Origin of the sequence: Thalassolituus marinus, assembly GCF_020320395.1 — a bacterium.
Lineage (GTDB): Bacteria > Pseudomonadota > Gammaproteobacteria > Pseudomonadales > Oceanobacteraceae > Venatoribacter > Venatoribacter marinus.
In genome coordinates this window covers 85,624-101,776 of record NZ_JAEDAH010000020.1, presented here as the reverse complement: position 1 = coordinate 101,776, position 16,153 = coordinate 85,624, and the positions used below count along the sequence as shown (strand labels likewise).

Genomic DNA, 16,153 nt, shown 5'->3' with positions numbered 1-16,153 from the left:
GGGACACCAGCACGGACAACGGAACCGCCATGATTACCAGGGTAAACATCGTTCACAGTATTCACGACATTGGCGAGGACGCCTGGCAAAGGCTGAGCGCTGACAGCAACCCTCAGCGCTACCCGTTTCTTGATTTCGCCTTTCTCGCTGCGCTGGAAGACTGCGGCTGCATCGGCCTGCAGGCCGATCACCCCAGCGGCTGGCAGGTCCTGTACCTGACCGACAACTCAGACGCTCCTCAGTGGCTGTTACCCTGCTATGTGAAACAGCACAGCTACGGTGAATATGTGTTTGACTGGAGCTGGGCCGAGGCATACCAGCGTTACGGCCTGAACTACTATCCGAAACTGCAGTGGGCTGTGCCTTTTACCCCGGCGTCCGGTCCACGTCACCTTGGCATTTTACCCGATGAAAAGACGCTTATTCCCCTGCTGAACGGGATCTGTGAACGTCTTAACCTCAGTAGCTGGCATCTCACCTTCCCGGCAACGCCGCTGGCGCCACATGCGCAGGTCAGTGAACGCATCAGTTGTCAGTTTCACTGGCATAACCGCGACTACCAGAGTTTCGCTGACTATCTGCAGTATTTCACCAGTCGTAAACGCAAGAGCGTAAATAAAGAGCGGCTGCGGATTGTGCAGCAAGGTGTGACGCTGCAACGCAAAAGTGGCACTGATATTTCCGCTGCCGATATCGCCTTTTTTTATCGCTGTTATCAGGACACCTATCAGCGCCGGCGCTCATGGCCGTATCTGAATCAGGCGTTTTTCGAGCAATTGCGAACGACGATGTCCGGGCAAATGATGCTGGTCATCGCTTGCATTGATGAAACACCGGTGGCGAGCGCCTTGTATTTTTATGATGAGCAGACGTTATACGGCCGCTACTGGGGAGCGCTGGACGATATCGACGGCCTGCATTTTGAAGCCTGCTATTACCAGGGCATTGAATTCTGCATTGAAAATAATCTGCAGCGTTTTGATCCCGGCACTCAGGGTGAGCATAAAATCAGCCGTGGTTTTGAACCCGTTATCACGCGCAGTTATCACTATCTGCAGCACCCGGGTTTTGCTCAGGCCGTTGCAGATTTTACCGATGAAGAACGTCAGCAAGTGCTGAGCTACCAGCAGCAGGCCAGAAGCCTGCTGCCGTTCCGCCAGCAGGATGACGATTAAGGGTGCAGCAGTGTGAATGTCTGGTTATCGCCCAGCGCTGACGACGCCGCACTGAGTCCCGCACCACCGCCAAAATCCGCACGCATATAACGACCGTTGTCCGCGCGCAACGCCACACGATCGTTACCCAGATCGGTCACGGTAAACGCAGCAGCGGCACTGCTCTGAGCATGACCACAGGTCAGCGTACCCAGCAGATAGGAATCCAGTCCGATATAACTGCCATCTCGTGCCCGCAGAGCAATTTTATTGTCGCCGAGGTTTACCGGAATAAAGCTTTCCCATGTGCCAGGCTGGGATGAACCCGCAGAAATGAAGCTGCCACCACCGCTCATGGCGCGTACAAAATGACCATTAGCTGTACGCAGATGCACGACCTGCCCGGCGTATGGGAAGTCGTTGCTGGCGGCGTCACTGGCGTCAAAGCGGAAGATTCCTTCGGCGGCGTAATGATCCGACAGATCCCATTCCCCCCACATCGCCGCGGAAATATCGCGCGGCGCAAAGATGCGCTGCGTTGCCGCTAAAGGCTGCTGATGTACGCGACTGAACAGCGTGTAATCCAGGTATTCCAGATACGGCGCTTCGGCCCAGTGATTGCTGGCCGAATCGTAGCTCAGATTATGGCCGAGGTTCTCAGGTTCCTGCGCCTGTAGCAGGCTTTCCATCTGATCACGATCCTGCGGCAGACCGATCTTATTCACGTTGTAATCACCGGCCATCAGCACCGGCTCATCAGCCGGAATATTCAGGCTCTGAATGTACTGCCCCATTTCCGCCAGTTGTGCCAGACGCGCATTACGGTTGGCATCGTCATCAGACGACTGCGTATGGGTAGCAAACAGGTTATATGCCTTGCCGGCTTTATTGATGCGGGCGTAAATCACACCACGGGTAGCGGCACACTGAATGCCATCACAGGCATCGTAGGCGTAGGAATCTTCACGCTCAATCGGCCAGCGCGACAGGATACGGGTACCTGACGGCATCAATTTGCCAGCCTTGAAAATATCACCGGTCTGATACGGATATTCGGCACGCAATGCCTGCAGCAATTTATCGGATGGCGCTGCATCAAAGACCTCTGTCAGCACCAGTACGTCATAACCTGCCATCATCGCTGGCATTAACTGCAATCGGGTATCAACTTTCTTTGAGCCATAAATGGTGGTGGCCCAGATGTTATAACCGAGAACAGCCAGCTCACCGGCTTCGGCAGAGACCTGACGCTGCGGTACATGCTGCAACACATAGCGGATGTTGCCGCCTTCATCGGTATCGTCAGCGCGCACTGCAATATGGGCGGGCAGCGAGTCGAAGCTCACCTGCTGCTGGTGAATTTCCGCATCAGAGAAGGCGCCGGTCTGCCAGTCGCTGCCGCGAGCCGAATAGCTCAGTGCCAGACCATCCAGTGACTGCGCGAGCGTCAGGCTGTCTGCCGCAGACGACAGATGCACCATCACCTCACCTTCTGAGCCCTGAGTGCGTTGCAGGCGAGTCAGTACCCGGGTGGCGAGGGGCGGCACTTCGTTGACCAGTAAGGTCGCTTCCCCTTCCACACTGACCTGCAAAGTCTGGTCAGTGCTGTTGGTAAAAATCAATTCAGTAGACAGGCTTTGCGGTGCTGCAGACATGGCGGCAGCCTGAGATGCACACAAAGCACCCGCTACCCCACCCAGCAACAAGGTGCGGAAAGAGAAGGTCAGAGACATAGTAAGAATCCAGTTATTGTTATTGTCGGCTGTTCAGCGTCGGTAGCTGCCAGCAACTCAGAAGATTACCTGAGCCGGCAAGTACTTTGAGGGACCATCCAAGCCAGAGAAGCGACTTATGCGGACACCTGAGCGCTTTGCGCAAGCATTTGCAGCCCATGACCCGAAACGTCCTTTCTGCTATAAAGCCCGCTGGTATTTCAGGCAGGACAAGTCATGGCATTACAGGCTTACAAAGTAGAAGACGTGCTGGTATTTGCATCGCGCGGAACCGAGGCAAAAATGCTGGCTGCTCCGGCTCTGCGCCCGATGGAAGAATGGCGTGAAGACGTTTCCGGCTGGGTTGCCCTGCGCGCCGAACGTACTCCGGAGCTGGATGACCTGTGCGACCCTTCCAGAGAAGAGCCCTATATTCATAGCGCCAGTTAATGCGGTGCCGGTCAGCCGGGCACCTTTTGCTGGCAGTTTCGGGTTCCTGCCTTCCTGCCCGATAAGAATGCGTCTGAGACGCATAGAGGCTTCCTTCGTTTTAATTTGTAACCCAGGCGATAAAGCGCATTTCCCTCATATCCGGTGCTGATATTATAAAAGGACAATTCACGCCACTTCGGACATTCTGAGTAATGCACAGACTTCTGACGCTGATCGCTCTCTTTCTTTGTTTTTCTGTACAGGCAGAAAACACCAGTACTGGCCTCTACGACCAGAAACACATTAAGTCCATCAGTATCGTTGCCCCGGAATGGGAAGGATTCACCAATCGTGATGGCAGCGGCCTTTACTGGGAACTGCTGAAAGCGATTTATGAACCTGAAGGCATTCGTCTGCGCTACGCCATTGTGCCGTGGAATCGGGCAATGAAAATGGTTACCCGCTATCAGGTCTACAGCGCCATTGTTGGCGAGTACCTCGACAGTGAAGAGCCGCTGATTTTTCCGCAGTTCGCCATCGATGTGGAGTACCTGTCGGTACTTACTCGCAGCGAGCGTGGGTTGCCATGGCAAGGACTGAGCAGCCTGTCAGGGAAAAAAGTCGGCTGGATCAAAGGCTATGACGTACTGCCCGATGAACAGCGCGACTTTGAACTGGTCGAATACCGCACCACGGCTGCCGGCCTGGAATTACTGGCCGATGGACGCATCGACTACATGATCGATGAATGGGATGAAATTGCCGCCGCCGCTGCTGCGAAAAGCGAAGACATGGGGCTGTATACCTTCAACGAAATGCCGGACGGAACGGATGTCTATGTGGGTTTTCTCGATTCACCGTTATCCGCCATCTACATCAGCATTTACAACAAACGCATGCGTGAGCTCTACCACAGCAAGCAGTTGCAGCAGCTGTATGAAAAGTACGAAGCTGAAATCCCACAATCGGTTATCGACAATCTGCAGGCCGATAGCAACTAACGGTTAACGGTCTCGCAACAAAACGGCCGCACCATAGCGTTGCGCGCCGTACTGCACCATATAGCCCAGATTTTCCAGACTGACCGGCACATACAGGTTGTCGGTCGCCACCTGATCCAGTTGCGGATCAACATCCGGATCATTGATGTAGGCATAGCGTTCGTCCATCGCCACCAGCCATACCCAGTGCGGAGCTTTGTTACGGTTAAGACGGTAAGTACTGATCAGCAACAGAATGCGCCAGCCTGCATCCAGTGCCTGGCGATAATCGGCCAGCGTTTTACTGCCGACATCCGTGGCAATGCCCTGCTGATCACAGCGCTGCTGAAAATCGTCGCCCACCAGCTGAATAACATCGCGCTTGTGCTGACTACGAACGCCATCAATAAAGGCTGGCTTACTGTCCGACAACCACAGGCTGACATCAAATTCCCGTGCACGGGCGGCCAGTGCCAATCCCTGCGGTGATGTACCGCCATGACCCGTGGTCAGATAAATGGTGGTCGCCTCACGCCACAGATTCAGTTCCGCCAGACGATCCATCGGCAGCGATGGACGCGCACTGCGCATCGCCATCAGCAGCGCTGCAGGACCACAGGTAAACGGCGTTGTCTGGGCATAGAATGGCAGCGATTTGGGTAACTCCAGCGCCGGACACAAACGCTTTTCCATACGCCAGCCATCACTGCCATCATCATAATAGGCCTGCAAATGGCGAATTCGGCGATAGCCGCTGCGCTGATAAAGTCTGGCCGCAGGCAGATTATCTTCGCGCACTTCAAGGCGCATGAATAACACGTCGCGTTCAATCGCCCGCTGCTCGACCCAGGCCAGTAATTTTGCACCCAGTCCGGCACCCTGCGCTTGCGGAGAAACCGCTACCGAATACAGACGCGCCAGCGATGTGCCACGATGAAACAACACCAGCGCATAAGCCAGTAACCCCTGTTCCCCCGGCACGCACCACAGCTCAGAATGTTCACCACGAATAAAGTGGCGAAAACGACGCGCCGACAGCGTATCGCCCTGAAAGGCATTCTGTTCCAGCGCTACCAGCATGGGCACATCGGATACATCGGCTAAGCGGGGATTCATGGCAGAAACCTGCAGAAAAACAGAGAAGATGGCTGAGATTAGAACTCCTTCTGAGGAAAAAAAAGAGGGGGCGAAAAATATTTTTCAGAGGCTCTTTTGTGCTGTGAAAATGCGGTCTATATTCAGCACTTCTCCCTCCTCCTTTGTGGCGTCCTGCTCATGAAACCATTGCTCGTACTCGTCGACCAGTTATCCGACTGGGGTCCTTATTACCCTACCAATCAGGTGATTGCCATTGAGGAATACCTGAACGACTACGCCGAAACCAAGGGCTACGTTATTAACCTGTGTCGCGATTACAGTTACCTGAGTACCGGCTACTACGGCTCCCTGCTGGCGGAAGCCCGCGGCGGCCAGGTGTTTCCATCGGTACGCGCTATTCGTGAACTGAACAGCTTTGAAGCCGGTCAGGCACTGCCATTGCGTTCCGGTAAGCAACTGGACTCGGCACTGCGTAAATCCGTCGCTATTGGCGAAAGCACCACGCTGCGTATTTATTTTGGCCAGGCGGAGCAGACCGAACTGGCTGGCGTCGCACGTCGACTGTTCGATACCTATGCGTTCCCGGTTACTGATGTCACCCTCACCCGCCATCAGGCCGGAGTCTGGACGCTGACCGGTATCCGCTGCCTGTCGCTCGACGATATGGATGAACAATCCCAGAGCCGTTTTGCTGAAGCGCTGGATGCCTTCAGCCATAAAATCTGGCGTACCCGTCGCAGCAAACGCTTTAAATACGATGTCGCTATTCTGGTAAACCCGGAAGAAGCCCTGCCGCCTTCCAATAAAGGGGCACTGAAAGCCTTCGAAAAAGCCGGCAAGGATATTGGCCTGAACGTTGATTTCATTACCTGGCGCGATGCGTCACGTGTTGGTGAATACGACGCGCTGTTTATCCGTGAAACCACCAGCGTGGATCACCACACCTACGCCATTGCCCAGAGTGCGGAAAATCAGGGGTTACTGGTCATTGATAGTCCGACCGATATTATGCGCTGCTCGAACAAGGTGTATCTGCACGAGCGCCTGCAGCGCTATGAGGTAGATACTCCGCGTACCAGACTGATCATGGGTAGCCAGCCCTTTGATGTCGATGAACTGATCGCCGACCTTGGCCTGCCGATCATTGTTAAGGTGCCTGATGGCTCGTTCTCGATAGGTGTCGAAAAAGCCAAAGACCGCGATCAGCTATTGGAATGCATCGAGCGCCTGTCACAGCGCTCAGCCATTTTGCTGCTGCAGGAATTTATGCCGACCGACTACGACTGGCGCATCGGTATCATGGATAACCAGGTGCTCTACGCCTGCCGCTACTTTATGGCCAAGAGTCACTGGCAGATCTATAACCACTCTGCACGCTCCCATAAGTCGGGCAACGCCGATGCCATGTCCGTCGACAAAGTGCCGCGCAAGGTGATTAAAACCGCCCTCAAGGCGGCAAAATGCATGGGTAATGGATTTTACGGTGTAGACCTGAAGGCTAATGGCGATCGGGTGGTGGTTATTGAAGTCAACGATAACCCCAGCATCGACATGGGCGTTGAAGACCTGCACAGCGGCAGCATGCTGTACCAGCAGATCATGGGCATCATGCTCGGTAAGCTTGAGGAACTGAACGGTCGTCGCTGAAGCAAACAAAGTTGCCCGGGGCGACAGGTAAGATCTCAGACAGCTGCTAAGCTGAATTCAGGTCTGCATGGAACCCCAAGTAATGTCTGATCAGCCAAGCCATTCACAATCTGCTGAACGCCGCCTTCATAAGCAATCCATCAGGTTACAGATATTCATGCCGATGCTGCTGGTGGCGTTAATTCCATTGCTGATACTGGCATGGCAAAGCTACCGGGATACGCACCAGAACCTGTTTGATCTGGCCGAGGCGGAACTGATCAGTTCCGCTCACCTTGAACAACAGACCATTGTCACCTGGCTGAACTACCGTCTGATGGACGTCGAGTATCAGGTTCGCTCTTTTCAGTTTCTGCCACTGCTGGACAGTCTTTACGACGCCCGTCAGAAGAGTGGTCAATCCGTTGCAAACTTCGTCCGCAGCCGGGAATGGCGCAAACTGGCCGACCAGTATGGCCAGCCGGCGCTCGCTCTGTCAGCAACCTATGACTACACCCATGATGTCATGCTGACGGATCTCGACGGTAATGTGCTGTTTTCCATGGCCGAAGAGGCTGATCTTGGTACTAACCTGGCGAATGGACCATACAGCGATACGGGACTGGCCTCGGTTGTTCAGAAAACGCTGAAAGATGGCGAAAACCACCTGTCGTCAATCAAAAAATATTTACCCTCAGCCAATCAATTATCACTCTGGCTGTCCGCACCGGTGCACAACCACGACGGTGAGCTGCGCGGTGCCTTTGTTCTGCAGTTACAGACAGATCAGTTACTGACTTTACTGCGTAATTCACTGATGGCTAACCACCGTTACTATCTGGTCGATGCAACGGGCAAGATACTGTTTGCCAATGGTCAGCTGACCATTGGCGGTGATGTTTCACAGACGCAAAGACAATCACTGATTCCGGCCCATCTGGGACAAAGCCATCACTATACTGCGGCCGATGGCGTTAACGTCATCGGCGTTGCATTGCCACTGGAAATGCTGGGCCAGTACTGGTATCTGGTGGCCGAAACGGATCTCAGTCATATTGAAGCCAGAGCTCTGGCAGCACTACCCAATGTTGGCATACTGGCCCTGGTACTGATGGTGCTGGTTTTCCTGGCGGCTATGATGACCGCCCGCTTCATTTCTGCCCCCTTAAACAGGCTGGTGCAGCTAATGACACTGGCAACGCGCGATAGCCACTCCAGTATTTCGTTACAGGATTTGCCTGAAAGCTCGACCAGAGAGGTGGCAGATCTTGCTCATAGTCTTCATTCTCTGCTCGAATCCCGGGTTGAGTTGCACCAGTCACTGATTGCCAGTCACGAAGAAACTGAACAGGCACTGCGTACGCTACAGGATCAGAAAGCCGCATTAGATGAACACTCAATTGTGGCGGTTACCGATGCCAAAGGCACCATTACCTACGCTAATGAACGGTTTTGCGCCATCAGCGGCTACCGCCGGGAAGAGCTTATAGGCGCCAATCACCGCATACTGAACTCCGGCGTCCACAGCCGGGAGTTCTATCGCCATATGTACCGAACCATTCGCGCCGGGCGCGTCTGGCAGGGTGAATTCTGTAATCGCGCAAAAGATGGCAGCCTGTACTGGGTAAACAGTACGCTGTTCCCCATTCTGGATAAGGACAAGCGCGTTGTCAGCTACATCGCTATACGCACGGATATATCCCAGCAACAACGCATGTTCTCCGCACTGCACCAGCTTCACGAAGTTTCCGCTTCTGGTAGTAGTACAGACGATAAAATCCACCGTATTCTAGAGATCGGCTGTCAGACACTGGGCCTGCCCTATGGCGTGTTGCTGACCATGGACGACCCGGGGTTTGTGATACGCAGTATCGTCAGTCCCGACAATTCTATTCAGCCTGGCCAGCACTACTCGCTGGGCCATATAAGCTCCAGTCGCACACTGAACGCAGACAAACCTGTGGTTTATCGCTACCGGGAAGACGGTGATGTTATCCGACATCCTTTTTATCCGGACAAAACCATCCGCACCTACGTCGGGGTAGCCGTTAAAGTTAAAGGGCAATCGGTTGGTACCGTCAGTTTTTCCAGCCTTAGCGACAATGGCAGACAGTACGACGACCATGACCTCAAGCTGATGGAGCTGATCAGCCAGTGGGTCAGTCACGAGCTTGAGTATGAAGATCATCAGCGTGAAATCTCACGCCAGCAGGACCTGCTCGAGCGCATGAGTGAAATGGGCCGTATCGGCGTCTGGGACCTTGATCTGGAAAGCAGCAGCCTTTACTGGTCATCAATGACCAAACGCATTCACGAAGTTGCTGATGATTACCAACCCGATGTCGATACTGCGATCAACTTTTACGCCGAAGGCTACAGCCGCAGCAAAATGCAGGCTGTTATCAGCGAAGCTACAGCCACCGGTGCACCGTGGAGCGAAGAGCTGCAACTGGTAACCGCTAAAGGCGACACCATCTGGGTCAACGCTCAGGGCAATGCTGAGTTCCGCGATGGCAAATGCGTGCGGCTGTTCGGATCATTCCAGGATATTGATGCGCGTGTTCGGGCTCAGCTGGCAGCGCGTGATCGTAACGAGCGGCTGCAAATGGTGGTCGAGTCAACGGCTGTCGGCGTCTGGGACTGGCATATTCCAACTGGCAAGACCATATTCAACCCACGCTGGGCAGAAATCATTGGCTACACCCTGGAAGAGCTGGGAGAAACCAGCATCGACAGCTGGGTTCACTTCGCCCACCCGGATGACCTGAAACGTTCGAACGCTGCCCTGCAGGCGCACTGGCGTGGCGAGGCTGAACGCTACGAATACGAGAGTCGTATGCGCCATAAAGATGGCCACTGGGTTTGGGTAATGGACACCGGTCGCGTGGTGGAGTGGGACGATGAGCATCAACCGGTGCGTATGATTGGCACCCATCTGGATATCACCGAACGCAAGGAAGCAGAAGCCAGGCTGGAAGAAAATAACCGACGAATGCTGTTGGCCACGGACTCTGCTGGTATTGGCATCTGGGAAATCAAACTTGAAAGTGCGCAAGTGTTCTGGGATGAACGCATGCGCAAACTGTATGAGTTTGAAGACATCCCTGCCGATCAACCCATACCATTTCGCCGTTGGCGCGATTCCCTGCACCCGGATGACCGCGAACGGATACTGCGCGAATTTAATAGCGCCATCGAAACGCAAAAGCCGCTTAACAGCGAATTCCGCATCTGCCATGACGATGGATCAGTTCACCATACCCGTGTATCGGCGCTGTTTGTGCACGATGACAGTGGCACCGCCGTGCGCATGACGGGGGTGAACTTCGATGTCACTGACCTCAAAGCCAAAGAGGACATGCTGCAGGATTCCCTGTCATTGCTGGAAGCAACGCTGGAATCCACCGATAACGGCATTCTGGTTACCGATAAAGATTATCGGGTTATTCGCTGGAATACTCAGTACCGCCATTTGTGGAAGATCCCGACTGCTGAGCTGGAAGGAAGAGACTACTCAGAGGTGGTTGAAGAACTGATCATCCCACAGCTGAAAACGCCCGAACGAACACGCAAACAGTTAAAAGAAGTGATGAAAATGCCGTATCAGGGCATTTTCGATCTGATCGAATGTACCGATGGTCGGGTATTCGAGCGCACTTCCCTGCCAATGATGATTGGTAACCAGGTTCGCGGTCGGGTATGGAGTTACCGCGATATTACGCAACAGAAAATTGATGAAGTCGCCCTGCGCGAAGCCAAACAGGCCGCAGAAGCCGCTGCTTTGGCCAAGAGCGAATTTCTGGCCAGTATGAGTCACGAAATCCGGACACCAATGAATGGTGTTATCGGCATGCTCGACCTGTTGCGTGCTACGCAACTCAGTGACGAGCAGAATCACCGGATAGACCTGGCCATCAGCAGCGCCAACGCGCTGGTGGGTCTGATCAATGACATTCTCGATTTTTCTAAAATCGAAGCCAATAAACTGGAACTGGAACCCTTGCCCTTCCAACTGCTGGATATGGTTGGCGATCTTGCCGAAAACATGGCGCAGCTTGCTCAGGGTAAAGGACTGGAGCTGATTCTGGACACCCAGCTTGTCCCCGTCAGAGACGTTGTCGGCGACTCCGGTCGACTACGCCAGATTCTGACTAATTTATTGGGTAATGCGATTAAATTTACCAGTCATGGCGAGGTCACGCTGAAGCTGCGCCTTGAGGACTGTACTGACGATGGGTGGATTCTGCATGCCGACGTCATGGACACTGGCATTGGTATCCCTGAAGAAGCACAGCTGAGACTGTTTCAGGCCTTCAGCCAGGTTGATGCCTCCACCACTCGTCGCTATGGCGGCACCGGGCTCGGATTAGCCATCGTTCGGAAATTATGTCAGCTGATGGGCGGCGATGTGAACGTCGACAGCTCCCCAGAGAAAGGAAGCTGTTTCCATTTCACCATTCGCCTCGGCAAGGCGGCCGATTCCAGAGCTGCAGAACCACAGGCACTGCTTAGTGGAAAAACGATTCTTGTCGCCGAGCACAACCATGCTCAACTCGATGCCCTTTTACGCCAGCTGAGCCAATGGGGAGCCACCGTAATAGCAAGCAGCTCGGCCAGCGGAGCCACCGAAAAGCTGATGGAGCAACAGACCGACATCGTTGCTCTGTCCCTTGAGCTGCCTGACAGCGACGGTATCAGCATCGCCCAGGCATGGCATGAACAGGGGCTTACCGCAGACACCCGGGTGGTGTTAATGACCCCCATGCATTACCTGTCAGACGAAGCCCACCTGGGAGAAGCGGGTATCGCCGCGAACTTCCCCAAACCCGTTACCTTTGGCAACCTGCTGACCATCATCGGCCAGGAAGAAGCCGCTGCAGAGCAAACGGACGATCAGCACGAACAATTGAGCGGCCAATGGTTGCTGCTGGTGGAAGATAACGATATCAACCAACTGGTGGCTACCGAGTTGCTGGAAGTAGCCGGCTTCAACGTTGACGTTGCCAACAATGGCCTGGAAGCCATTACCCGCCTCCTGGAAGATGACGAGCAGCAACGTTACTCACTGGTTCTGATGGACTGCCAGATGCCAGAGATGGACGGCTTTGAAGCCACCCGCCAGATCCGCGCCGGGGCCGCAGGTGAGCGTGCCAGTAAGCTTCCCGTTATTGCTATGACAGCCAATGCTATGCAGGGGGACCGCGAACGCTGTCTGGAAGCCGGTATGGACGACTATCTGACCAAACCCATTAAGGCCGACCAGGTACTGGCAACCATCCGCCAGTGGCTCAGTGGCATTGATGCCGTCATTACCGTATCTGAGCCCGGAGAACCTGCTGCCGCAAGCAGTGAAGTCTGGAACCTCAACGGCGCGATAGAGCGCCTGATCGGCGACGAAGAACTCCTTAAGCGCCTGCTGATAATGTTTATGGATGAGTTTCCCCGCCGACTGGCCGAACTGGTACAGGCAACAGAGGACCATAACTTCGCAGATCTGCATGCACAGGCACACAGCCTGAAAGGCGTCACAGGCAACCTTGGGGCTGAAAAAATCCACCAGCTGGCTGCAAGGCTGGAGAAAATCAGTAATGACGAAAATGATACCGCCTGCGCTGCCCTGATCGCCGACATTCGCCTTGCCGGCGAGGAGTTTATTGAAGCTGCAGCCACTTACATCGCCTGAAGCGCAAAAAAGCGGCGCGATTTGCCAGCCAGTGACTAGACTGAAAAGAGGGTCATGGCCCCAAGTCAGCCGAAGAGGTAAAGGTGAATGAAAGCAGGCAAGGTACTGATCGTTGATGATGCCGCGGACAACCGCATGTTGCTTGGCGCATTGCTGGACAGCGACTATGACACAGCCGAAGCAGAAAACGGTGAACAGTGCCTGGAAATGCTCGAATCCTATCAACCGGACCTGATTCTGCTCGATGTCAGTATGCCCGGCATCAGTGGCTACGACACCTGTGTCGCCCTGCGTAAACGGGCAGCCACCGCGACAACACCTGTTATTTTCGTATCTGCCAAAGACTCCCCGGAAGAACGTCTGGAAGGCTTTGAAGCTGGTGCAGACGACTACCTGACCAAACCCATTGACGGCAATACCCTCCTTAGCAAGGTGAAGCACCATATCCAGCTGACTCTGGACAAAAAAGCGGCCATGCAGCAATCCCAGGAAGCCATGAACGTTGCAATGGAAGCCATGACCAGTTCCAGTGAACTGGGTCAGATTATTCAGTTCGTAAAAGAGGTTCAGTCGATCTCGGATGTTTCTGGTCTTGCTGCCGCGGTTATGTCAGTCGCTTCTCAGTTTGGTCTGAATGCCTGCGTTATGGTCGATTCCGAGAGCCCTTTTCTGCTCGGCTGTGGAAACGATTCGATGGAAGCTCGTGTCATGCTCAAGTTCCGGGACTCCGGACAGCGTGTGACCCATCTGGGTATCCGTACCATCATTCACAGCAGTCCGATCACACTGTTGATCAAGAATATGCCAGCCGGTGACGAAGCTCGCTACGGGCGCCTTAAAGACCACCTCGCCGTGCTGGCCGATATTGCCAGCGACCGGGGTAAAGGCATTCTCACTGAAGTGATGATGCGCGAGCAGCGCAAGGAATTTCTGAAACAGATTATTCAACTGGCAGAAGACAATATCCAGAAAACCAGCGATGAAATTCGCGTGTAGTCGGAAACTGTTACCCAGACCATGAGCGACATGCTGATCCATCTGGAGGGCATGCTGTTCAGTCTTGGTCTGGAAGAAGATCAGGAGAAAAAACTCCTGGCCCTTGCCAATAATGCGACCGACCGCCTGGAAGAAACCTCTCAGGCCACTCAGCATCTGGATGCCAAACTTACCCGTATTCTGGAAGCACTCTACGAGCTACTGGCCGATCAGTAACGGCAGGGAACTCATAGTATGAGCCGACAACACATTCTGATTGCCACCAATTCCCATGAAACCTCTGAGCTTATGGAGCAAGCACTGTGTGATCAGTACTCCGTACGAGTCGTTCACAGTATTGAGGATGTGCAGCATTACGTAGCAGCCGATACGCCGGCGTTGCTCGTTATAGGAGCTGCCCTGCACGGGCTGGCGGCATCGCCAGACAGTACGGTTAATGATGGTTATCAGCTTTGCGCTGAACTGAAAGCGCTGGAAAAAACACATACCGTACCGATTATTATGTTATCTGCCGTAGCTGGTCGCGAAGCGCGTCTGGCAGCCTATGAAGCCGGAGCAGATGACTTTATCGATGATAATCGTGATGGCCTGTCACTCCGCTACCGCGTGGAAAAGCTGCTGAATGACCGTGCCGATATAGAAAAAAGCATGCGTGAAGCCCAAAACGCGGCTGCAGTTGCTATGGAAGCCATGGTTAACTCAAGTGAACTGGGAAAATTAGTGCAGCTGTTACGTACGCTGCATCAGATAGAAAACCAGCAAACCCTTGCCGAAACTATCCGTAACTCAATTGCCTACTTCAACCTGACTAGCTGCGTCATGATCAGCAGTGCCAGTAAGATTTACGCAGGGTGTAAAGCGGACTCACTTGAAGCATCCCTGATGGACCGTTTTTTTGCTTCCGATCAGCGTATGACTCATCAGGGCAACCGCACTCTGGTCAACAGCAGTAAAGTCGTGTTGCTTATCAAGAACATGCCCATTGATGAAGAAACCCGTTACGGACGGTTCAAGGATTTACTGGTAATGATTACCGACGTCGCCAGTGATCGGGCAATGGCAATTGAAGCCGGCTACACCCTGAAAATGAAACAACAGCGAATCAGTATGCTGAACAAAATTATCAGCCTGGCGGAAGACAGTGTTGATTTGTCGACGTCTGATATTCAGCACTTCTCCAACAGTCTGATGAATGCTGTGCGCGATATGGTCAACGCGCAGGACGACCTGCTGGTGAACCTTGGCCTCGATGATGATCAGGAGGAGCGACTGCGCAGACTTGCACTGATAGCCACCGACAAAGTCGAACTGACGTACGGACGATCAGAAGATCTTGGGAAAAACCTTACTCACCTGCTGGACGTCCTGCGAGAGCTACTGGCGCATCAGTAGCCACTGCTGCCATCCATCTCCGGCATCCCGAAAAGCAGCCTGCAACCCTATGCGATTAACACTGCCAGACAACTCGAGCAAACGCCCGGCTGCCGCCTGCATATCACCAGATTGATAACGGTATAAATCTGCATACTGTTCGCGATAGCACAGATCATCCGGCAACACCGGAATTGCCCCCGCCGTTACCGCCTCCTGCACCGACAGCCCCTGAAACTCATGAATCGCCGTACTCACCACAAACTGCGCCCGCCCAAGCAGCTGTTCGTACTCTGCCCGGCTGACCATGCCATCGGCAATGATTCGGGCGGAAAACTGCTGGCGAATAGCCTGTAACGCAGATGGCGTTTTATCCGCACGCGGGCCAAGCAACGCCAGTGAAAAATCGAATTGCTGCTGCTCAAGTAGTTGCAACAGCTGCAGAAATAACTCCGGCTTTTTGTCGTATTCCCAGCGATGATTCCAGACGATTAATCCCGCTGTTTTCTGCCCTTCAGCCACCGGTTTAACCGGCACCGGTAACAGTGAGCATTTAGCCGCCAGGCGCTGTGCCAGCGAATCAGGCTTGCAGTCGGGCAGTTTCTTCAGCAAGGCATCAACGCCTTCGAGAAACGTGTGACGATTATAATCCGAATTAAATAAACACTCGTCAGCTGCCAGCGCACCGTACAGCTGCACCATTAACGGGTCGACAGAGCTGTGCTGACCTTCCCCTAGCGGATAAGCAAACTGATTTTCGTGAAAGTAATAGCTGACCGGCACCGACGCCAGCGCCGGGTTCAGGCCTTTGATCGTGGTGATATCCACCATTGAAGTGGCAAGAATACGGTCAGGCTGCCAGCCATCCAGCAGCGCCGGTAACTCGCCCAGCCAGCTCAGTGGATTGCCACGAATGCGCCAGCGAAAGTAGCGCCCCGGCAACTCCAGCACACGCCAGTCGGCAACCAGGTTTTGTCTCAGCCAGTTAGCCCAGCTGGCATGACTGTCGGAGCGATAGGCAGAAAGCAGCAATATTTTTTTCATAAATTAAGCCGCAAATGAGCCTGAAATTTCCACACTGGCGCTTAAACGCTAACCACG

The 16,153-nt window shown here is 53.8% G+C and carries 11 protein-coding genes; 8 read left to right on the top strand and 3 right to left on the bottom strand.

All coding sequences use genetic code 11. From position 1 onward, the window contains the following. The first annotated feature begins 29 nt into the window (after nucleotides 1-29). The gene (locus tag I9W95_RS04780; RefSeq protein WP_225672400.1) at nucleotides 30-1,175 is read left to right on the top strand and encodes a GNAT family N-acetyltransferase; all 1,146 of its coding nucleotides are present in this window, start codon (nucleotides 30-32) and stop codon (nucleotides 1,173-1,175) included. Here the strand turns inward: I9W95_RS04780 and I9W95_RS04775 are convergent. Then, nucleotides 1,172-2,887 carry an endonuclease/exonuclease/phosphatase family protein gene (locus I9W95_RS04775; protein ID WP_225672397.1) on the bottom strand — a complete coding sequence of 572 codons (1,716 nt, stop codon included), beginning with the start codon at nucleotides 2,885-2,887 and terminating at the stop codon, nucleotides 1,172-1,174. The genes I9W95_RS04780 and I9W95_RS04775 overlap by 4 nt on opposite strands. Before the next feature lie 216 nt (nucleotides 2,888-3,103). On the opposite strand from I9W95_RS04775, the gene I9W95_RS04770 reads away from it, so the two are divergent. Further along, nucleotides 3,104-3,316 carry a hypothetical protein gene (locus I9W95_RS04770; protein WP_225672395.1) on the top strand — a complete coding sequence of 71 codons (213 nt, stop codon included), beginning with the start codon at nucleotides 3,104-3,106 and terminating at the stop codon, nucleotides 3,314-3,316. A 194-nt stretch (nucleotides 3,317-3,510) separates the two neighbouring features. Beyond that, a complete protein-coding gene (locus I9W95_RS04765; protein ID WP_225672394.1) occupies nucleotides 3,511-4,299 on the top strand; it encodes a substrate-binding periplasmic protein in 789 nt (262 codons plus the stop codon). 3 nt (nucleotides 4,300-4,302) lie between these two features. On the opposite strand, the gene I9W95_RS04760 is transcribed toward I9W95_RS04765, so the two are convergent. Further along, on the bottom strand, nucleotides 4,303-5,394 hold the full coding sequence (locus tag I9W95_RS04760; protein WP_225672392.1) for a GNAT family N-acetyltransferase/peptidase C39 family protein: 1,092 nt from the start codon (nucleotides 5,392-5,394) through the stop codon (nucleotides 4,303-4,305). Nucleotides 5,395-5,553: 159 nt separating this feature from the next. Between I9W95_RS04760 and I9W95_RS04755 the strand changes: the two genes are divergently transcribed. The 5 genes from I9W95_RS04755 (at nucleotide 5,554) to I9W95_RS04735 (ending at nucleotide 15,073) form a co-directional block, all read left to right on the top strand. Further along, complete coding sequence (locus I9W95_RS04755) at nucleotides 5,554-7,023, top strand: RimK family protein (RefSeq protein ID WP_225672390.1); 1,470 nt, start codon at nucleotides 5,554-5,556, stop codon at nucleotides 7,021-7,023. A gap of 82 nt (nucleotides 7,024-7,105) precedes the next feature. Further along, nucleotides 7,106-12,685 carry a PAS domain-containing protein gene (locus tag I9W95_RS04750; RefSeq protein ID WP_225672388.1) on the top strand — a complete coding sequence of 1,860 codons (5,580 nt, stop codon included), beginning with the start codon at nucleotides 7,106-7,108 and terminating at the stop codon, nucleotides 12,683-12,685. 87 nt (nucleotides 12,686-12,772) lie between these two features. Continuing rightward, the gene (locus I9W95_RS04745; RefSeq protein ID WP_225672386.1) at nucleotides 12,773-13,681 is read left to right on the top strand and encodes a response regulator; all 909 of its coding nucleotides are present in this window, start codon (nucleotides 12,773-12,775) and stop codon (nucleotides 13,679-13,681) included. A 21-nt stretch (nucleotides 13,682-13,702) separates the two neighbouring features. Next, on the top strand, nucleotides 13,703-13,897 hold the full coding sequence (locus I9W95_RS04740) for a hypothetical protein (RefSeq protein ID WP_225672383.1): 195 nt from the start codon (nucleotides 13,703-13,705) through the stop codon (nucleotides 13,895-13,897). An 18-nt stretch (nucleotides 13,898-13,915) separates the two neighbouring features. After that, the gene (locus tag I9W95_RS04735; RefSeq protein WP_225672382.1) at nucleotides 13,916-15,073 is read left to right on the top strand and encodes a response regulator; all 1,158 of its coding nucleotides are present in this window, start codon (nucleotides 13,916-13,918) and stop codon (nucleotides 15,071-15,073) included. Here the strand turns inward: I9W95_RS04735 and I9W95_RS04730 are convergent. After that, nucleotides 15,056-16,096 (bottom strand): tRNA-queuosine alpha-mannosyltransferase domain-containing protein, encoded by a 1,041-nt coding sequence (locus tag I9W95_RS04730; RefSeq protein ID WP_225672380.1) that lies wholly within the window; start codon nucleotides 16,094-16,096, stop codon nucleotides 15,056-15,058. The two genes, I9W95_RS04735 and I9W95_RS04730, sit on opposite strands and share 18 nt — an antisense overlap. Nucleotides 16,097-16,153: the final 57 nt, after the last annotated feature.